The 19521-nt window shown below is 39.6% G+C and carries 17 protein-coding genes; 5 read left to right on the forward strand and 12 right to left on the reverse strand.

What is annotated here, in order from left to right:
• Positions 1–35: 35 nt before the first annotated feature.
• Genes DV942_RS20890 through DV942_RS20900 form a run of 3 tightly spaced genes read right to left on the reverse strand, consistent with a single transcriptional unit; the run spans position 36 to position 3120 of the window.
• The gene (locus DV942_RS20890) at positions 36–1541 is read right to left on the reverse strand and encodes a PH domain-containing protein (RefSeq protein WP_145860732.1); all 1506 of its coding nucleotides are present in this window, start codon (positions 1539–1541) and stop codon (positions 36–38) included.
• Complete coding sequence (locus DV942_RS20895; protein ID WP_145860734.1) at positions 1534–2088, reverse strand: PH domain-containing protein; 555 nt, start codon at positions 2086–2088, stop codon at positions 1534–1536. The genes DV942_RS20890 and DV942_RS20895 overlap by 8 nt, the downstream gene beginning before the upstream one ends.
• A 54-nt stretch (positions 2089–2142) precedes the next feature.
• Positions 2143–3120, reverse strand: coding sequence for a GDSL-type esterase/lipase family protein (locus DV942_RS20900; RefSeq protein ID WP_186462369.1), 978 nt, complete (start codon positions 3118–3120; stop codon positions 2143–2145).
• A 283-nt stretch (positions 3121–3403) separates the two neighbouring features.
• Here DV942_RS20900 and DV942_RS20905 point away from each other — a divergent pair, with 283 nt between their 5' ends.
• Positions 3404–4774 carry a dipeptidase gene (locus DV942_RS20905; RefSeq protein WP_145860738.1) on the forward strand — a complete coding sequence of 457 codons (1371 nt, stop codon included), beginning with the start codon at positions 3404–3406 and terminating at the stop codon, positions 4772–4774.
• 301 nt (positions 4775–5075) lie between these two features.
• Here DV942_RS20905 and DV942_RS20910 read toward each other — a convergent pair whose 3' ends face one another.
• Positions 5076–5264 (reverse strand): hypothetical protein, encoded by a 189-nt coding sequence (locus tag DV942_RS20910; protein ID WP_145860740.1) that lies wholly within the window; start codon positions 5262–5264, stop codon positions 5076–5078.
• 341 nt (positions 5265–5605) lie between these two features.
• Here DV942_RS20910 and DV942_RS20915 point away from each other — a divergent pair, with 341 nt between their 5' ends.
• Positions 5606–6586, forward strand: a complete 981-nt coding sequence (locus DV942_RS20915) for a glycoside hydrolase family 43 protein (RefSeq protein WP_145860742.1) — start codon at positions 5606–5608, stop codon at positions 6584–6586.
• A gap of 51 nt (positions 6587–6637) precedes the next feature.
• Here DV942_RS20915 and DV942_RS20920 read toward each other — a convergent pair whose 3' ends face one another.
• Positions 6638–7864, reverse strand: a complete 1227-nt coding sequence (locus DV942_RS20920) for an MFS transporter (RefSeq protein ID WP_145860744.1) — start codon at positions 7862–7864, stop codon at positions 6638–6640.
• Between the two features lie 1611 nt (positions 7865–9475).
• Here DV942_RS20920 and DV942_RS20925 point away from each other — a divergent pair.
• The gene (locus DV942_RS20925) at positions 9476–10372 is read left to right on the forward strand and encodes a glycoside hydrolase family 25 protein (RefSeq protein WP_145860746.1); all 897 of its coding nucleotides are present in this window, start codon (positions 9476–9478) and stop codon (positions 10370–10372) included.
• Between the two features lie 485 nt (positions 10373–10857).
• On the opposite strand, the gene DV942_RS20930 is transcribed toward DV942_RS20925, so the two are convergent.
• Entirely contained in the window at positions 10858–11955 is a 1098-nt protein-coding gene (locus DV942_RS20930; protein ID WP_145860748.1) for a mandelate racemase/muconate lactonizing enzyme family protein, read from the reverse strand.
• A gap of 229 nt (positions 11956–12184) precedes the next feature.
• Here DV942_RS20930 and DV942_RS20935 point away from each other — a divergent pair, with 229 nt between their 5' ends.
• Positions 12185–14194: a thioredoxin domain-containing protein gene (locus DV942_RS20935; protein ID WP_145860750.1), complete on the forward strand. Its 2010-nt coding sequence runs from the start codon at positions 12185–12187 to the stop codon at positions 14192–14194.
• Positions 14195–14204: 10 nt separating this feature from the next.
• A complete protein-coding gene (locus tag DV942_RS20940; RefSeq protein WP_090987807.1) occupies positions 14205–14711 on the forward strand; it encodes an FKBP-type peptidyl-prolyl cis-trans isomerase in 507 nt (168 codons plus the stop codon).
• Positions 14712–14793: 82 nt separating this feature from the next.
• Here the strand turns inward: DV942_RS20940 and DV942_RS20945 are convergent, their stop codons facing one another.
• From DV942_RS20945 to DV942_RS20970, 6 genes are all read right to left on the reverse strand, one after another.
• Positions 14794–15423 (reverse strand): Uma2 family endonuclease, encoded by a 630-nt coding sequence (locus tag DV942_RS20945; RefSeq protein WP_145860751.1) that lies wholly within the window; start codon positions 15421–15423, stop codon positions 14794–14796.
• Between the two features lie 3 nt (positions 15424–15426).
• Positions 15427–16056 carry a Uma2 family endonuclease gene (locus DV942_RS20950; RefSeq protein WP_145860753.1) on the reverse strand — a complete coding sequence of 210 codons (630 nt, stop codon included), beginning with the start codon at positions 16054–16056 and terminating at the stop codon, positions 15427–15429.
• A gap of 41 nt (positions 16057–16097) precedes the next feature.
• Positions 16098–17318, reverse strand: a complete 1221-nt coding sequence (locus DV942_RS20955; RefSeq protein ID WP_145860755.1) for an outer membrane beta-barrel protein — start codon at positions 17316–17318, stop codon at positions 16098–16100.
• Positions 17311–17895 carry an RNA polymerase sigma factor gene (locus DV942_RS20960; RefSeq protein ID WP_090504850.1) on the reverse strand — a complete coding sequence of 195 codons (585 nt, stop codon included), beginning with the start codon at positions 17893–17895 and terminating at the stop codon, positions 17311–17313. Before DV942_RS20960 ends, DV942_RS20955 begins: the two co-directional genes overlap by 8 nt.
• Positions 17896–18016: 121 nt before the next feature.
• A complete protein-coding gene (locus DV942_RS20965; protein ID WP_159435307.1) occupies positions 18017–18712 on the reverse strand; it encodes a DUF4397 domain-containing protein in 696 nt (231 codons plus the stop codon).
• Between the two features lie 138 nt (positions 18713–18850).
• On the reverse strand, positions 18851–19507 hold the full coding sequence (locus tag DV942_RS20970; RefSeq protein ID WP_145860759.1) for a hypothetical protein: 657 nt from the start codon (positions 19505–19507) through the stop codon (positions 18851–18853).
• Positions 19508–19521 lie beyond the last annotated feature (14 nt).

The raw sequence follows: 19521 nt of genomic DNA on the forward strand, positions 1-19521 counted from the left end.
GTTGTTCGGTTTAGCAGCCGGACAACTTTGTTTAACTACATCCAATTCTCATTTCTGCTTTCTATCTGGTACAGCCAGTAATTTACAAGTTGCTTAATTTCGGTATAATTGCCGTATTTAAAATGAATCTGACCAGCAGCCGTATGTAACGTGAGGTGGCCAACATCCACCGCTTTATGCCAGGGATATTGAAAAGTAGTAATGGACTGAATTTTATTTGGCACTACAATTTCATTCGAAATGTCCCAGATTCCGCTGGTTTTGATAATAAAATCCTGATTTACTGAAATCCGGTGCCGGCGGTAGCTAACGTAGATCATGAATATGCCTATAAGCAGATAGGCGATCGCAAATCCCATATAAGGTTTCACTTCCGGGGTATTAAAAGCAATGATCAAAAAGATTGATACGGGTAAAATTAGTTTAAAGAAAACAGGCAGGTTTAAAAAACGCCAGTCTGGAACAAAGGTCCTTTGCTTTAGTGGCACCTTGCCCAATATCATTTTCAGCAATTCGTCGCGTTCGCCAGCATTACAACCTGGAATTTCTAACGTGTTTCCCTGCATTTCATGTCCTTTTTTACTCTGGCCAAAATGAGCCTGCTTTAAACTCATATTTAGCAAGTTCAGTTTTTTCTGAAAGTAATTCTGGCTGTAGGTTGTAATCTGAACTTTATTTGGACTAACCAATGTGTTTTTCTTGGCAATCAGTCCCGAAGAGAGCAGGAGCGTGCTGCTATGTTCACTAATTTCCAGTTCGAAATATTTGTAAAAGGTTCTCACCAGGTTAACAATTAACAGTATAATTAAAAGGCATGCTATTAAAATAAAAACCGTAACAATGGTTAACATGCTGGTTACCGTGCTCTGGATTTCATCTTTATCAATTTTAAAAGCGTCAAGTAACTGCCTGCCTTCATATATAACAGTGTAAAAAAAAGCAATAAGTAAAGCTAAGCTTTGTCCGTAGTTGGAGGTTAATCCAACTTTAAACAATGTCCACGAGCTTAATTTTAAAAATGGTTTTTCTGCTGTCTTGTTGTTTTCCAGTTCAACTTCCTGTTGAGTTACGCTTGTACTTTCTCCATTTAACAGGTGTTCCTTAAGGATATAGGCAGAGGTTTCGTCAATAGCTTTTATGCTCACTTCCTCTCCATGGGCGCCGGCGGTATCTATTTTTAATCCATAAACACCAATAATTTTCTGTAAAATATTCTGGTTGATGTTAACCTGCTGTATTTTATCCAGCTGAATAATAACCTGATCGCGATTGAATATGCCTTTATTGACTATAAATTCCTGCTTCTCCTTATCTAAAAAGAAGGTGAACTTTAAGTACCATAAATAAGCAAAAATAAAGCTGAATACCATTAATGCCGAAATACCCAGCATGAGGTAGAGGAAAGAAGTGCCAGACATCTTGACGAAAACAATGACTAACAAGAAAAAAGCTGCCTTGCCAATTTTGAGCATGGTATGCGCACCCATGATAATAATACCAAGGGCCGATTCGCGCTGCGGTTTACTGAAATCATTATTCATTGGTATTCAATGCTGTTGTTGGGGTTTCAAGCTGCTCTAATTTGTTCAATAGCAAGTCTCTGATGCCTTTGGCCTCGTCAATTGCAATTCCTGAAATATGGATATGGCCGGTTTGTCCACCTGCGGTAAATAACTGTAGCGATCCCAGCTTGTACATTCTTGAAAACAGGCCTTCATTTAATTCAATATGTTGAATCCGGTTTAGCGGAACAATGGTGGTCGACTCGGCAATAATTCCACTTTTATAAATTACATCGTGGGTTCGGATCGCATATCCCCGTTTTTTAAAACTCAGCCTAAAAAGCAAAAAGAAGCTGACCAAAAGCGCCAGATAAAGGGGAATCATCCATTTAGCATTTGGTTTTAACTCATCAACAAAAAACAGCAAAATACTCAGTAGAATGCCCAGCAGACCAAAAAAGATCGTCAGATTGATACAAATGATTTTCCAATAATCCCGATGTGGCCGGTTCAGCTGAATGTGCTCATATTTTGGAAGAAGGTCGAGATTTATAACTTCGTTGGTGAAAGTGGTATCCGTGTGCATAGTTAAAGGTATAAAACATATTCCCTGGATATAGACTCCTATTCAAATCTTTTGTTACCTCGCCACAATAAACTTTTTGGTGGTGTTGTATTGGCCGGAATCAGAAGAAATCTTAAAGAAATAAATGCCTGGAACAAAGGTAGAGGTATTGATGTCTAAAGTATGTTTCCCTACATTAAGATATTCATTTACGACTGTTTTAACCAATCTCCCCATTAAATCGTAAATCTGGACGTTAATTTTATCCGCTTCAGGCAATACAAGATCAATAAATGTTTGCATGGATGCAGGATTCGGGTAATTTTGCGTAACGGTGAATTTCAGGAATTTATCAAAAATTGCCTTGTTGATCGCGTCGAAAATAACATAACTGATCAATCTGTAACCGCGTGCATTTGGGTGAAATGGATCCTGATAAAGTGAAAAATCCCTTCTCATGGCTGCATTTACGTCAGCCAGGTATATTTTATATTCTGCCGCTAATTTTCTGTAAGCCGCATTGATATTCCTGATGTTGATATTTATCGCAATATTACCTTTAATGGTTCTGTCATCCACAAACTGTAGCGTGCACAAAATAGGAACCAGCTTCTGTTTAAGGCTCACGGTAATTAACGAGCGCATATTGGCAACGGTTTCGGCTACGCTTCCTTTACCCATAGTCATGGCAATAGCATCGTTAATCCCCATATCAATTACGATAAAACCTGTTCTGTTGGCTATGGCGTTGTCTATTCTGAGTAATCCCTGAAAAGTAGTCTGACCACCGATACCATGATTGGTAATATCGACTATTTTGTTGGTATAACAATTGATAAAATTGTTCTGGAGCATGGTCTGGAAACCAAGCCCTTTTACACCCTCTACGGTGCTGGCGCCAAAAGTTACGATATTGATACTGTCTTTTGAATAGTATTGCGCGGCTTCCGGGCAACTAACCCGATTTGGAGGTGTTGATCCTTGTGCGAATAAAGAAATACGGGCGAAAAGAAGCAGCAGCAATGATAGAAATACTTTCGCGCTAAACTTCATCGTTAAAAATTCTTTCGTGCAGGATTTAAGGATATTTTTAATTGCGCAATTTACTAAAAAGTAAATATAAATAATATTTGTGCTCTTATTTTTTACAAACATAAAACGATTTGTATCTTTTAAAAGACGTTTCCAGCCATTGGCCTGATGGCCTATTTTCGCGCTGAATAATTAATCTTGGCATATCTCATCTTCCATACAAGTTTACGTTATGGATGATAATTTAATCGTTTACTGTGCCTTTTATCTGGTAAAGCCTATATTTGCCCAAACTAATTTTGTTATGCAAGAGATTAAAAAATACGTAGAAACGCACAAACAGCGTTTTTTAGATGAATTGTTTGAGTTATTGCGTTTTCCATCGGTTAGTGCCGATCCTAAATACAAAGGCGATGTTTTAAAAACGGCCGATTATGTAGCACAAAAATTAAAGGATGCAGGAGCTGACCACGTAGAAATATGTCCAACAGCCGGATACCCTATCGTATATGGCGAAAAAATTATCGATGCTGCTTTACCAACGGTTTTAATATACGGCCACTATGATGTTCAGCCTGCTGATCCGTTAGAACTTTGGCATACCCCACCTTTTGAGCCAACCGTGCGCGATGGCAAAATTTACGCCCGTGGCGCCTGCGACGATAAAGGACAGTTTTACATGCATGTAAAAGCTTTCGAACTGATGATGGAAACCAATACATTGGCTTGTAACGTTAAGTTCATGATTGAAGGTGAAGAAGAAGTGGGTTCTGCCAACTTGGGTATTTTTGTAAATGAAAACAAGGAGCGTTTAAAAGCAGATGTGGTTTTAATTTCTGATACTTCAATGATTAGTATGGAACATCCGTCAATCGAAACCGGTTTACGTGGTCTCGCTTATATGGAAGTTGAAGTAGTGGGTCCGAACCGCGATTTACATTCTGGTGTTTATGGAGGTGCAGTCGCCAATCCGGCAACCATCCTATGTAAAATGATTGCTTCGTTACATGATGAAAATAACCATATTACCATCCCTGCTTTTTACGATAAGGTGGTAGAATTATCAGATGAAGAGAAAAAAGCTTTAAATGCCGCACCGTATGATGAAGCTGAATACAAAAAAGATCTTGATATCGAAGAAGTTTGGGGCGAAAATGGTTATTCTACCTTAGAGCGTACCGGTACACGCCCAACCTTGGAAGTAAACGGTATTTGGAGCGGTTACATTGGCGAAGGCGCTAAAACCGTATTGCCAAGTAAAGCCAATGCCAAAATTTCGATGCGTTTGGTACCCAACCAAAGCTCAGAAGAAATTGCTGATATTTTTACCAAACATTTCGAAAGCATTGCACCTAAAAATGTAAAGGTAAAAGTTACGCCTCATCATGGTGGTGAGCCTGTGGTAACCCCAACAGATAGTATTGCTTACAAAGCTGCTGAAAAAGCCATTGAAGATAGTTTCGGTAAAACCGCTATTCCAACCCGTGGCGGCGGCAGTATTCCAATTGTAGCACTGTTTGAGGATGTATTAGGTATTAAATCGGTACTTTTTGGTTTCGGTTTAGATAGCGATGCACTGCACTCTCCGAATGAGAAATACGATATTTACAATTATTATAAAGGAATTGAAACACTGCCTTTATTCCATAAATATTTTGCTGAGTTGAGCAAATAAAGCAATAGATCGTCATTGCGAGAAGGCTTTTTCAGCCGGCGAAGCAATCTTTAAAGCAAGGATCATAAGCGTGATAGATTGCTTCGTCGTTCCTCCTCGCAATGACGACTTTTTTTGGGAAGTCAGTCAACATTAGCTGAACCAATAATGTCAGTCTGAGCGGAGTCGAAGACCGTCCCTGCCTATTTTTAATAAGCAGGGATTTTTTTTGCCTTTATTGTAAACGAACGGTCTGTGTTCCATAGCTACTGTAGCCCCGCCATTCGCTTATAGTCCTCATTTCGTTTCCCTCCATTCCGGGCTATCCGCTGCTGTCGGGTTTATTTAACTGCAGGCCGTTCTTCGAAGCCGAGCCTGTCCCTGCATTCGCTATAAAACCTTTAATAGTATTACCGGTCTTGCCACCTAAACCCGATCTGAGTGGATGCTCGCGGTTCTTCATCGGAGCAGGAACGGGAGCGGGGCTGGCGAAACCGACGGGCACTGCCATTGCTTTCCAAAACCATTCCTAAATCTTAAACTTAGTGTTCTCCACGCCCTTTCTTCGCGTTCTTCGTAGTTAAATCGCCTTTATGGCCAGTCTCAGTTTTCTCTGTGTCTTTTTCTTTGTTTCCTCTGTGGTTAAAACGATATCCTCCCAACTTTGAATTCTTTGCGTTTCTTCTTCGCGACCTTTGCGGTTAAATCGCCTTTATGGCCAGTCTCAGTTTCCTCTGTGTCTTTTTCTCTGTTTCCTCTGTGGTTAAAACAATATCCTCCCAACTTTGCATTCTTTGCGGTTAAAAAGAACCTCAAATTTTTAAACCACATATTTTTTTCTAAATTGTACCCATGAAATATTTATTCTCATCTCTTTTATTTTTATCGGCGCTCACTTCTTTTGCGCAGAATACTAAAACGATTAAGCAATCTGGAAACCCCATATTTCCGGGTTGGTATGCAGATCCGGAGGCTGCTGTTTTTAACAATAAATACTGGGTTTACCCAACCTATTCGGCCAGGTATAAAGAACAGGTTTTTTTAGATGCTTTTTCATCTGATGACCTAGTAAAATGGAAAAAACACCCTTATGTTTTAGATACCGCTGCGGTTAAATGGGCCAATAAAGCCATGTGGGCACCGGCCATTGTGCAAAAAGATAAAAAATACTATCTGTTTTTCGGTGCTAACGATATCCAGAGCGATAATGAGGTGGGTGGAATCGGTGTTGCAGTGGCTGATAAACCGGAAGGACCGTTTAAAGATCATTTAGGGAAACCTTTGGTAGATAAGTTTTATAACGGGGCACAACCGATTGATCAGTTTGTGTTTAAAGATAAAGATGGGCAGTATTATTTAATTTATGGTGGTTGGAAACACTGCAATATAGCCAAACTGAATAACGATTTTACCGGCTTTTTACCTTTCGACGATGGTACCATCTTTAAAGAAATCACGCCCGATAATTATGTAGAAGGCCCTTATATGTTCATCAGGAATGGTAAATACTATTTTATGTGGAGCGAGGGTGGCTGGACCGGCCCAGACTATTCTGTAGCCTACGCCGTAAGCGATTCGCCATTTGGCCCGTTTAAAAGGGTAGGTAAAATTTTACAGCAGGATGCAAGCATTGCAAGAGGGGCAGGACACCATTCTTTAATCATTAACGAGAAGAAAAATAAATATTACATTGTTTACCACCGCAGGCCATTAACCGAAACGGATGGCAACCATCGCGAAACCTGTATAGATGAAATGAAATTTGATGCTGATGGTATGATTTTACCGGTAAAAATTACCAAAGAAGGCGTTAAGGCGCAGAAATATAAGTAATTCTTCAGCTTACCATTTTGAGTTTACAGTTGGCAATTTGCCAATTGTAAACTAATCCGCTTCTAATACCGTTTGTTGCCGGTGTTTATCCATTAGGCTAAAACCATAGGCACAAAGCAATAAAATGCAGGCCAGGCCAAACCAAAGCCAGTTATAACCCAGGTGTTTGGCAATATAAAAACCCGCAAGTGGTCCAACTACCTGTGCGCAAGACCAGCTTAACGTATAACCTGCTGCATATAAACCACGGTTGTGTTCGTTGCTTCTGCTAATCACAACGGTATTGATAAACGGGAGTACAAACATTTCGCCAACGGTAAAGGTTACAATGGTTAACACAGCCGATAGCACATGGAAAATAATCGGTGCGCTTAACAACAGGTAAGATACCGCAAAGAAAATGGAGCCGATAACGATGAAAAACATGGGCGATCTTTTCTTTTCAATCTTATTAATCATAATCATTTCAAAAAGTGCAATGATAGCACCGTTTAAACCGATAATAATCCCGATTGCAAATTCATCGATATGCCATTCCTCTTTAAAAAATACCGGTACCACCCTGAACATCAAAAAAGCACAGGTAATAAAAAGGGTAGTTAAAAGAATAAATTTTACATAGAAACCATCTTGCCAGGGTTTCAAAATCACCATGGTGCTGCGGGTTTCTTTTGCTTTTTTAATAAAATCATGCACTTTAGGTAACAAAAACAAAATCGAAAGTCCAACCAGGATACTTACCGATCCTTCTACTATAAATAAAAGTTTGTAATTAATAGACGCAATAATCCCCGCCATGCTAATCCCTGCAGACCAACCGATATTAACCGCCAGCCGGTTAAGTGAGTAGGAGCGGGTGATGGTATTTTCTTTTGCATAGTGGGCCACAGCGGTAAAATTGGCCGGACGGAAAGCTTCAGAAAAGAAACTGATCACCACAGCCAGCACACACAGGGTAGAAAAATGGCTGATGGTTGAGAATAAGATAAACAGCAATCCGCCAATAATGGAAGAGAGGATTTGTACCGGCCTGAAACCGATCATATCGGTTAGTTTCCCGCCGGTTGCCGAACCTAAAATAGAGCCTACGCCAAATAAGGTGATGATTAAACCAGCATCCATTTCAGACCGGTGTAAACTTTGGGTAACGTATAAACCCATAAACGGAACAGCCATGCTTCCGCAACGGTTAAACATCATTACGATACTTAAAAGCCAGGTTTCTTTGCTTAATCCGCTGAATGATGTTTTATAAGTGTTGAAGATAAGTTTGAACATGGTGTGTTTAGATGGCGTAAAAGTACCAAAAGCCAGGTGTTATTTAATCATCTTAATTCAATTCTTTCCATTGAGACTTTTTATTATTTCTGTCTTCCTGATCGTAGTCGAAGGATCTCCTTCCATCATCTCCCAGGCCGGGTTAGCAGGGTGCAGATCGCATAGAGTAGAATAGCGTGGAGCATATTGCAGGCTAAGGCGATCGCTATAATACGGTCGTCATTCCCGCGCAGGCGGGAATCTTAAAGCGCTCGCTAGCCTTTGCCGTTTGCTTAGCCTTGCCTCGGTTAGCCACCGAAGGGCTTTTACTTTTTCCTTGATGAAAAAGTAACAAACCTGAGCGTAGCGAAAGCATGCCTGCCGTTAAAAACAACAAACACAAAGGCATAACTGAAAGGCTTGCAGCGTTTTTTATGCGCTAATGTTGCTTTTATCGGTATAAAAGATTGCTGCGCAATTCCTTGTAAAAAGCTACGGAAATCTTGATAGCGGCAGCATCGAGGCTCTCATCCCTTGCTTGTCTCCACCGCGCCCGCTTTGATCCTGCCTTGGGCTGTGGGGTATGAGGGGGAACTGCAAAGATTTCCGTGCTTTTTCCGGCGGAAATCTGCGAGGCCGGATAGCAGGGTGCAGACAGCATGGTGCAGATGGACTTCCCAATTTGCTGTCATCCTGAGGGATAATTTATGATATAAAAATCAATATGATTGACGTTTTTTCCTTCGCACAATTCTTGCCTCGGCTCACCGCCGCCGAAGGGCTCTTACTTTTTGGCATCAAAAAGTAACAAAAAATGCCGGCTGAAAATTTTTCTTTCAAAGCCAGTGTTATGGCTAGAACAGTGCAGTCCGAAAAATTTATTAGGCCGGTTTTAAGTAGAACGGTGATACGGTGCTATGGCCTAGCTATACGGAAATGCATGATGCCGCATTCTGCTCATTAATAGGTAATTACAAAATAACGTCAATGGTAGGTACGAAGGATCTTTTGATTGCCGTTATCGCGAAAAATCCGTCATTTCGACCGTAGCGGAGAAATCTTTAAATTAGTTTACTAGCTACAGTTTTCTCCCTTTGCTCTGGCTTGCCTCGGTTAGCCACCGAAGGGCTTTTACTTTTTTCTTGATGAAAAAGTAACAAACCTGAGCGCAGCGAAAGCATGCCTGCCATTAAAAACAACAAACACAAAGGCATACTGAAAGGCTTGCATCGTTTTTTATAAGATCATGTTGTTTTTATTGGTATAAAAGATTGCTACGCAATTCCTTGTAAAAAGCTACGGAAATCTTGATTGCGGCAGCATCGAGGCTCTCATCCCTTGCTTTGTCCCACCGCTCCCGCTTTAATCCTGCCTTGGGCTGTGGAGTATGAGGGGGAACTGCAAAGATTTTCGTGCTTTTTCCGGGGGAAATCTGCTAGGCCGGGTAGCAGGGTGCAGACGAACTTTCCGTTTTGCTGTCATCCCGAGGTACAAAGGGTCTTTTGATTTAAAGATTTGCTTCGTAGAGCTTACGGGTTCTTCCCTGGGTTCAGAATGACAATTAATGGTTTTCCCGCAAACCCGCTTTTTTATTTCCATACATTTTCCTCAACTTAGCGGCATTAAATACCTATGCCGCCAGAAAAAACAACACCAATAAACAAAAAACCGGTTACCAGAAAACCTGCCGTTAAAAAGCCTGTAACCAGAAAAACCACAGCAGGCAGAAAAAAGAAAGGTGGCATTTCTGTTCAGCTGAAGTTGGTTATTGCTGGTTTATTGTTGGTTTTACTCTCGCCATTTTATTACGGCTATATATTAAGAAGCTTTGTGGCCACCTGGCGCTGGGTAAAAGATTGGGGACAAGACGCGAATTACCGAACTTACGAAAGTTTTAACATTAAGATCCCCAAGAAATATACCGTTCATGGAATTGATGTTTCTTACTACCAGGGCAAAATAAACTGGCAAAAAGTAAAGGAAATGAAAGAGGATGAAGTGAGTATCCGTTTTGCCTTTATCAAAGCCACAGAAGGATTAGTGATGGTCGATCCCTATTTTCAGCGCAACTGGCGTGAAGCGCCAAAAGCAGGAATTATTTGTGGGGCCTATCATTTTTTCAGACCAAAAAAGGACGGTAAAACGCAGGCCAAATTTTTCTTACAGGTGGTGAATATAGAGAAAGGCGATTTGCCACCTGTTGTGGATATTGAATCTTTAGATGGCGTTTCACCATTGAAAATGAGGGCTGAGCTGTCTGATTTTCTCAACTATGTTGAAGTGAAAACCAAAGTAAGACCGATTATTTACACCGGGCTTAAATTTTATGAAGATTATCTGGTCGATCATTTTGATGATTATCCCTTGTGGATTGCTCATTATTATCAGCCAAAATTAAGGATGGATAAGAGTCGCTGGAAATTCTGGCAGCATTCTGATAAAGCGAAAATTAATGGTATTGGCCATGTGGTTGATTTTAATGCTTTTAATGGTGATAGTTTGGCGTTGGATAGGTTGTTGGTTCGTTAGTTTATTGGTCATTAGTTGATTTGTCATTGGCGCATTCGTGTATCCCGAGTTTATTAGTGCATTACTTAGCATGAATAAATATTGATTTTTTCGCTCTATGCCGCGGGGCATGGTACTTTGTCGCGCCAAAGTACCCAAAGCGCTTCGTCAATCCAGCAATGGGCCTTTTGCTCATAGCCCTAGCACATCAAAAAAACAGCGGCACTTTGTTTTGTTCGTTAGGGGTTAGTGAAAGGCTTTTGCAAACATGAAGCACAAAACTCACTGCGTTTAAGGTTTGGTAATGCCAGTTGTTTTGGTATGCACCTGTTTTTTTGATTGGGCCGGCCCTTGGGATTGACGGGCGTAATCGGTAAAACCTGGGTTTTATTAGCGCAAGTTAGCATAATGCCTTAAAAAACATCTCGGAGAAACGCTCAACTCAAAACTATTTACTTGGCGCTATACCGGAAAACTAATAAACCATTGACTAATGAACAACTGAACTAAATAGTCCAGCTTTCACATTTCTCCAGAAAAAACTCATCCGCTTCTGCGCCGATACCAATTTCTTCGGGAACATCAAGAAAATAACCATTATAAGTAAGACCACCAACCACCGGATCAACCAGGTGGCCCAATAGTGCTGTATCTAAATCAAAAAACTCCACATTTGGACTGGCGTAGGCAAAATGCAGGTTGGCGCTCAATGCAATCCGGCTTTCGAGCATACTGCCAATCATACACTTAACGCCATGTTTTAAGGCTTCTTCATGTATTTTCTGGGCTTCTAAAATGCCACCTGATTTTGAAAATTTAATGTTTAAGTAAGTGGTAGACTGGCTATTAATCAGTTTTCGGGCATCGTGATGGTTATAGCAGCTTTCATCTGCCATCAATTTAATTGGCGAATTTACATTCAGCTCCGGTAATTGATCATCATACCAGGTACGCATGGGTTGTTCGCAGAATTCTATGTTGTATTTTTCCAATTCGCCCAAAGCAAATAAAGCATCATCAAAACTCCAGCCCTGATTGGCATCCAGGCGTAAAATCAAATCTTCGCCCACGGCTTCTCGGATCTGTTTTACCCTCTCTATATCATCATGCACTTTTTTGCCCAGCTTAATTTTTAAAATCCGGCAACCCTGACTTTTATATTTTAACGCAGTTGCAGCCATTCCCTCTGGTGTATCGATGCCAATGGTCATGTCGGTTTCTATATTGCGTTTAGTTCCACCAAGAAATTTATAAAGTGGTAATTTTGCATTTTTGGCTGCAATATCAAACAGTGCCATATCGAAAGCGCTTTTTATAGTGGCATTATGATCTGCATAACCCAATAAATCGTTCATCCGCTCCGGAATTTCCAAAGGATCTTTACCTTTTAAAATAGCGGCGAAATCTTTGGCCATGGCAATGCAGGTTTCCTGCGTTTCGCCTACAATCATCGGGAAAGCAGAACATTCGCCAATGCCATGGATGCCCGTATCAGTAAAAATGCGGATCAGAACATTCTGTGCAAAATGCATGGTTCCTGTGGCAATTACAAAAGGCTCCATGGGGATGCTGAAGCGGTATATTTCGGTATGGGTGATTTTCATGGGTTTGAGGTTGAGGGCTGAAGGTGTAAGGTTAAAGGTGTAGGGTTGAGGGTGTAAGGTATGTTATCTGTGATTAAATAGCTCATTTTTACTCAATTCTATTCCGTCAGATAGATTTCTGACTAAAGTATAAAAACAAAAACTAAATAGGAACAGGTTTGTAGATTATTAATAGATTTACGCCTCGAAATAAATTCCATTTTCCTTCTTACATTTTACATAACCTGTCATGTCAGATACCAATAATTTAATCCACGCTTCATCACCTTATTTGCTTCAACATGCCCATAACCCGGTTGATTGGTACGAATGGGGAGCGGAGGCATTAGAAAAAGCCAGGGCCGAGAACAAACTGATTTTGGTGAGTATTGGTTATTCTGCCTGCCATTGGTGCCATGTAATGGAGCGCGAAAGTTTCGAAAACCATGAGGTAGCCGAAGTGATGAACCAGCATTTTGTGTGCATTAAAGTTGACAGGGAGGAACGCCCGGATATAGACCAGATTTATATGTACGCCATCCAACTCATGACCGGGAGCGGTGGCTGGCCTTTAAACTGTATATGTTTGCCCGATCAGCGGCCCATTTACGGTGGAACTTATTTCCGTAAAAACGATTGGATTAATATTCTTGAAAATGTGGCTGCGCTTTGGGCTAACGAACCCGATAAGGCTATCCAATATGCGGAGCGGTTGACTTCGGGCATTAAAGACAGCGAAAAGATCATTGCTGCGGTAACTACAGAAGAATATACCCAGGCACATTTAACTGAAATTATTGACCCCTGGAAGCGACATTTCGACATTGGTTATGGTGGTTATAACCGCGCACCCAAATTCCCTTTGCCCAATAACTGGGTGTTTTTATTGCGCTATGGCTTTTTAAAAGATGATGAATCTGTTTTTACAGCAGTTTGCCATACGCTTGAAGAAATGAGCAGGGGCGGTATTTATGATCAGATTGGAGGTGGTTTTGCCCGCTATTCGGTTGATGATAAATGGCATGTACCACATTTCGAGAAGATGCTTTATGATAATGCGCAGCTGATTAGTTTATATGCCGAAGCTTATCAGTGCACCAAATTCGACTCTTTTAAACAGACTGTTGTTGAAACCATTAATTGGGTGTTTGACGAAATGACTTCTGCCGATGGCTTATTTTACTCTGCACTGGATGCAGATAGCGAAGGTGTTGAGGGCAAATTTTATGTTTGGGACAAAGCAGAATTTGACCAGGTGTTGGGAGAAGATGCCCAAATGATGGGCGCTTATTATAATATTATCGAAGAAGGGAACTGGGAAGAGGAACAAACCAATATTTTACGCAAAACCATCAGCGATGACGATCTGCTTGCAAAATATGATATGGATGCAGCACAACTTTATGATAAAGTGAACTCGGCCAAATCAAAATTAATGGCTGTGCGCAGCAAAAGAGTTAGGCCGGGTTTGGACGATAAATGTTTAACCGCCTGGAATGGCATGATGATTAAAGCTTTGGCTGATGCGGCAGCAGTATTAAATCATCAGGCCTATTATGAAAAGGCCTCAACTGCGGCCAGTTTTATGTTAAACCACTTAAAAACTGAAAATGGCGGCTTATACCGTAACTATAAAAACGGAAAGGCTTCTATTACGGGTTTCCTGGATGATTATGCCTTTTTTATTGAAGCGCTAATTGCCCTTTACGAAGCCGATTTTGATGAAAAATGGTTGGAAGAGGCAAAATCACTGACGGATTATGTAATGGCTAATTTTACAGATCCTGATTCGCCGATGTTTTTCTATACCTCTGCAGAAAGCGAAGATTTAATTGCCCGTAAACATGAAGTGATGGATAATGTAATCCCTGCTTCGAACTCTGCCATGGCACAGAATTTAAAGAAATTAGGACTCCTTTTCGATATAGAAGCTTATGCAGAAAAAGCTTCGGCAATGCTTGCTGCAGTTCAGCCGAAGATTAAAAGTTATGGATCTGCTTACTCGAACTGGGCCATTCAGTTATTGAACGAAATTTATGGCATAAACGAAATTGCCATTACCGGATTGGAAACCGAAGCGGTTAAATTGGAATTGAGCGGGCATTATATTCCGAACAAAATTACATTGGGTGGAACAAAAAGTAACTTGCCACTGTTAAAAGGTAAGCAAAGCAATGAAACAAAAGTTTATATTTGCCGAAATAAAGTATGCCAGTTGCCGGTTAACACTGTTGAGGAAGCATTATTGTATGTACAATAAATAAATTTAAATGAATATTTCACCAAACTCTGTAGTAGCGTTAACTTACGAATTGCATACTACTAACGAAGAAGGACAACAAGTTTTTGTAGAAAAAGCTGACGAACAAAATCCTTTAGTATTTTTATATGGCGTTGGCATGATGTTGCCTAAATTTGAAGAGCATTTAACTGGTTTAAAAACCGGTGATGAATATTCATTTGAACTATCTGCAGCAGATGGTTATGGTGATATTGATCCGGGTGCTTTTGCTGATTTGCCAAAAACAATGTTTACCGAAGCTGGTGGCGAATTGCCTAACGTTGGTGATGTGATTCCATTGCAAGATAACAACGGCAACCAATTTAGAGCAGGTGTTACTGCTGTACACGACGAAACCATTTCAGTAGATTTAAACCACCCAATGGCTGGTAAAAATTTAATGTTTAGCGGTGTGATTTTAAATGTACGTGAAGCTACTCAGGATGAATTAGCACATGGCCATGCACACGGTGCTGATGGTCATTCAGGTCACTAGTTAATATAAACGATTTCAAGGAAGTCAAGTTTAAATAGCCACTTTGCTATTTAAACTTGACTTCTTTCATGAATTAGCATTTTTAATCCTGAAAAACCTCTTCCAAAACGAGTTTAAGGCTGGGTATAATTGATGTCGTAACCTCTTCACCCTCGGTAAGCATTTTGGTCGGCTGAAACTTGCCGTTTTCATCGAGGATATACCTGAAAAATGTTTTGTGCGCAGGACTTACAATCCAGTATTCTTTTACCCCGGCTTCTTCGTAAACCTCATATTTGTTGATCAGTTCCTTTTTATTATTCCCGGGCGATAAAATCTCGACCACAATATCTGGTGCACCAATACAGCCACGCTGATCTAATTTAGCCGGATCACAAACCACCACGATATCAGGTTGCACTACGGTGAAAATTTCTTTATCATCTTGCGTTTTCCTGGCTAACCGCACATCAAAAGGTGCTGAATAAACACGGCAGGATTTCCCTTTGAGCGCATTATATATTGGAACGAAAATGTTGCCTGAAATACCTTGGTGAATTCGGGAAGGGGCAGGGCTCATTTTAAATAAGTGTCCTTTAATAAGTTCCAGCCGCTCTTCAAATTCGAAGCGCATATAATCTGCATAACTGTACAAAGCAGAAAAATCAACCTCATTAAGTGTTTTGTACGCAGGTTGTTCGTCTTCAGTTAGGTAAGGTTTAATATTTTTCATACATTAATCTCTAAATACCTCATCCAGTACCAGTTTAAAGACAGGTATAATCTTGGTAGTCACCTCTTCACCCTCGGTAAGCATTTTTGTAGGCTTAAATTTGCCGTTTTCATCGAGGATATACCTGAAAAATGTTCTGTGTGTAGGACTTACAATCCAATATTCTTTTACGCCAGCCTCTTCGTAAACCTCGTATTTATTGATCAGTTCCTTTTTATTATTCCCTTGCGATAAAATCTCGACCACGATATCTGGTGCGCCAATGCAGCCACGTTCATCTAATTTAGCCGGATCGCAAACCACCACAATATCGGGCTGGACCACCGTGAAAACTTCTTTATCATCCTGCGTTTTTTTGGCTAAACGAACATCAAAAGGTGCTGAATAAACTTCGCATTGATGACCATTTAATGCATTGTAAATTGGATTGAAAATTCTTCCGGATATTTTTTGATGTATCCTGGAAGGGGCAGGGCTCATCCGGAAAATGTAACCTTTGATAATTTCTAAGCGTTCTTCAAATTCGAAACGCATATAATCTGCATAGCTATAAATAGCAGAGAAATCTATCTCGTTAAGGGTTTTAACCGGAGGTAGTTCTTCTTCTGTGGGGTAGGATTTGATGTTTTTCATATATAAGGCGTTTAACCAAATATACTAAATATCTTAGTTTTTTAGAAATCGATTTTTAACCGCAATCCACCATTGGTCAGGTTAAGGTTTTCTTTTGAGAAAGTTTTCATGGGCAACCTCAAAAAGGGCTCAATAGCAATATTATTCTTTTTCGAGATTTTCTGCTTATAACCTAAAGAGAAATTATAAAATCCGATGTATTTATCAGGATCGATATTCGCTTCGGGTTGAGGCTCGACCTTTTTTTCTTGTATAATCATGGTTTTAGAATCTGCGTAACCATTTACTGCGGGAGCAGAGAAACTTTGAACCTGATTGACTATATAACTATTTTGCTGCGAATTATTTAACACGGCAAGGGCAGAAACCCCAACATTGGTATAAAGTTTATCACTGATGTTGTATTTTAGTTCTAAAGGCACATTAATTCCACGCACTTTGGCATCAACCGAAGCTAAATTTTTACCGGATAAGGTTTGTGGCGCAGTGGCATTTAATGATTCTGTGGTGCTGATCGAAGCATAAGATACTCCAGAACTTATTGATAATTTATTGGCGATGGCATACGATAAAGAAAACCCATAATTCATGGTTACTTTATTGTCGTTACCCATAGCCGGGGCAACGTATACATCTGGTTGCCATTTGGAGTTACCACCCGATTTATCGGCAGGTTTTTGTTGGTTTACATAACTATCATGAGCCAGTAGTTTTTCAAAATCTGTTGGTGTACTGATGGGCTGTGTTTCCTTTTCCGTTAAGATTTCAAATGGTTTTGATTTTAAACCTGAAAGATTTATCGCAGATAGTTTATTCTCCAAAAGGTTATGATTAACTGGATCTAACGCTTCAGATGCATTTAAAAGTGAATAATTGTTTCGCTGTTCTGTTGAAAGTTTTGCAATTGATGAAGTTTGAATGGGGCGACCAGTTATTAAATTGGTTGAGGGATTAGTATTGTTATTTAAATGCGCCAAATTATTTTTAGAATGAAGATGAGTGTCGGTATGCCCGCCATCAGCAGCATCGCTTTTAATTTTAGGCTTAGTGATGACAACCATTTGCTTTTGAGCCGTGTTGTTTAATGTAAAAAACACTCCTGCAACAATAAAAATAAGGGCAGCAGCAGCCCATAAAGGCCAGAAAGCGATGCCTCTTTTCTTTTTTTCTTTCTCCGAAAAGCGCTCCCATGCACCATTAGAATAAGCTTCCTCATGGTTTTGGAGTTGCGCGGTGATCTGCTCAATTAATTCCTTATCCATTTTTTTCGTATGAGTTGACCATGGTATTTAGGTAAAGGGTACGTAACTTATTTTTAGAACGGGTAAGGTAAACACGACTGGAACTTTCAGGAATGTTTAACATCTTCGAAATCTCATCATGAGCGAAGCCTTCAATTTCATATAAGTTAAATACCAGTCTCTGCGTATCTGGTAAGTGATTTAGTAAATTTAAAATATCGTTAACGTGTAATTCAGAGGCAACAGATACCTGTGTAACCGGATGTTCACTTTCTGCTAGATCATCAACATAAAACTGGACTTTGGTACTCCGGATCTTATCTATCGCTGTCCGCGAAGCAATTTGCGCAATCCATCCTTTAAACGATCGTTGTAATTCTTCCGGATTTTTTGGCGCCTTGAAGCCACCAACGTGTTTGAAAATCTTGATAAAACTGTCATTTACAAGCTCTTCACTATCCGAAGGGTTTTTGGTATACCTTAAAATTATGCCCATTAAATAGCCATAAAATGATTTATACATCATTTCTTTACAGCTATTGTCGTTTTTTACACAGCCTTTTAAAATTTCCTCAAAACTGAGTATTTTTTTGATCACCGTTGTAAGGGACTATTTATAAAAGGTTTATCATGGTTAACTGATGGCAAATTTAAGAAAATAACACCACCCAATTTTTGAGTGGTGTTCATTTTCGTTTTCACAGGTAGAGTGAATATTTTTATTTGTTTGTCATCACTGATAAGCCAACGCCCGTGCTATCAGTTTTGCTCGATAAGCCTTTAGCCCATATGGTATAAATTTTACCTTTTTCGATTTTAACCGCCGGCAAGCTAACTTTAACCGCTCCACCTTGTTTCAATTGAAAAGTATAACTGTCATTAGGTGCAATGTTGCTAAAAGTGGTAAACTCTTTAAATGCTTTTGCCGTAAACAATGGTGCATCTGTACCGGCAATGGCTAAATCAAATGGCGCAGACCCAGGGCTTAAGTTTACAAAACGAACTTTGGCCTTATCGGTTTCTGGTGCTTTCAAATCATCCTCAAGGATTAAAAGTTTGGTTGATTTTAAAGTATCCACTACGAAAACCGAATAAAATGATCCCGATTTTAAGGTTGCATTCGCAGTAGTTAAATATTTTAAGGTATCCTTTTTGGCAACCCCCACTAACCTGATGCCTGGGTAAGCTGCATAGTAGCCAAGATCTTTTGTATAAGTAAAGCTATTTATTTTTTGGTTATCCAAAATAAAATCAAGTGCACCCGTTCCCGGCGATGCATGCACAAAGCCAATACCGGCAGCTTCTATCGGATCGTTGTTAAAATCCTTCTTGCAGGCTGTTATCGTTAAAGTAATCGCAAGGAGAGAGAGTATAATTTTTGTAGCAGTGCTAAAATTTTTCAAATCCGTTTTCATTTCAATGTTTAAATCAATTTCTGAACAAAATTGGTTAATGGCCATTAACGCTTTTTCTTGTAAAACGATTAAGGGAATGAAAACGCTACAGTTAAAATTATTTTTTTATAAATATTGGGTTTGCGAAAGAATTTTGACTTAATCGACGGTTACATCACCATTAACAATTAATTTGCTTTTTACCGCTCTACCATTCACTTTGGCAGGCACGAAAGCAAGATCATCGGGATGAAACTTAGCAAGGTTAATAATTTCAGTTTTGTTATAGGATGGAGAAATAATTTTTACTTCATAATTAAGTAGCTGACCGCTATCGCTAACAGTAAAGATGTAGTTTAATTTGTGAAATCCTTTAATATGTTTTAATTCATTAGGGATACGAAAGCGTTCAGTTAAAAAGTACATTCCATATAAATTACCACCAATTTTTGCAGGATAAGTAACTTTATCGCCTTCCTTTAGCGAATCAATTTCGTACGTTATCTCTTTAATTGGTGCGTTGTATTCTAACTTTTTAGTTGAATAATTATATATCTGTTGAAGTGTGTCTAACGGACAAAAAAAATGCCAGCGACCTATTCGTTCATTATTTTTATACATGCCTGTGGCAAGTTTTCTTTTACCTGAAAGTATGGTTGCAATACCATTCTTAATTCCCTTTTGTAACTTTAATTCCGTAGAATGCTCAATAAAACCTCCGCGTACATAGCGGTAATGCGTGTGTGTAGAGTCTGTTTTTTGGGCTACAACAGTAAAAGAAATGAAATAGAGAAGGACGGAGAGCAGCGTTTTCATAATTTAAATTGGTT

This window comes from Pedobacter suwonensis (assembly GCF_007833675.1).
Lineage (GTDB): Bacteria > Bacteroidota > Bacteroidia > Sphingobacteriales > Sphingobacteriaceae > Pedobacter > Pedobacter suwonensis.

Coding starts and splice junctions, on each gene's coding strand:
- DV942_RS20890 (WP_145860732.1), bottom strand. CDS start 1,541: ATGAATAATGATTTCAGTAAACCGCAGCGCGAATCGGCCCTTGGTATT.
- DV942_RS20895 (WP_145860734.1), bottom strand. CDS start 2,088: ATGCACACGGATACCACTTTCACCAACGAAGTTATAAATCTCGACCTT.
- DV942_RS20900 (WP_186462369.1), bottom strand. CDS start 3,120: ATGAAGTTTAGCGCGAAAGTATTTCTATCATTGCTGCTGCTTCTTTTC.
- DV942_RS20905 (WP_145860738.1), top strand. CDS start 3,404: ATGCAAGAGATTAAAAAATACGTAGAAACGCACAAACAGCGTTTTTTA.
- DV942_RS20910 (WP_145860740.1), bottom strand. CDS start 5,264: ATGGCAGTGCCCGTCGGTTTCGCCAGCCCCGCTCCCGTTCCTGCTCCG.
- DV942_RS20915 (WP_145860742.1), top strand. CDS start 5,606: ATGAAATATTTATTCTCATCTCTTTTATTTTTATCGGCGCTCACTTCT.
- DV942_RS20920 (WP_145860744.1), bottom strand. CDS start 7,864: ATGTTCAAACTTATCTTCAACACTTATAAAACATCATTCAGCGGATTA.
- DV942_RS20925 (WP_145860746.1), top strand. CDS start 9,476: ATGCCGCCAGAAAAAACAACACCAATAAACAAAAAACCGGTTACCAGA.
- DV942_RS20930 (WP_145860748.1), bottom strand. CDS start 11,955: ATGAAAATCACCCATACCGAAATATACCGCTTCAGCATCCCCATGGAG.
- DV942_RS20935 (WP_145860750.1), top strand. CDS start 12,185: ATGTCAGATACCAATAATTTAATCCACGCTTCATCACCTTATTTGCTT.
- DV942_RS20940 (WP_090987807.1), top strand. CDS start 14,205: ATGAATATTTCACCAAACTCTGTAGTAGCGTTAACTTACGAATTGCAT.
- DV942_RS20945 (WP_145860751.1), bottom strand. CDS start 15,423: ATGAAAAATATTAAACCTTACCTAACTGAAGACGAACAACCTGCGTAC.
- DV942_RS20950 (WP_145860753.1), bottom strand. CDS start 16,056: ATGAAAAACATCAAATCCTACCCCACAGAAGAAGAACTACCTCCGGTT.
- DV942_RS20955 (WP_145860755.1), bottom strand. CDS start 17,318: ATGGATAAGGAATTAATTGAGCAGATCACCGCGCAACTCCAAAACCAT.
- DV942_RS20965 (WP_159435307.1), bottom strand. CDS start 18,712: ATGAAAACGGATTTGAAAAATTTTAGCACTGCTACAAAAATTATACTC.
- DV942_RS20970 (WP_145860759.1), bottom strand. CDS start 19,507: ATGAAAACGCTGCTCTCCGTCCTTCTCTATTTCATTTCTTTTACTGTT.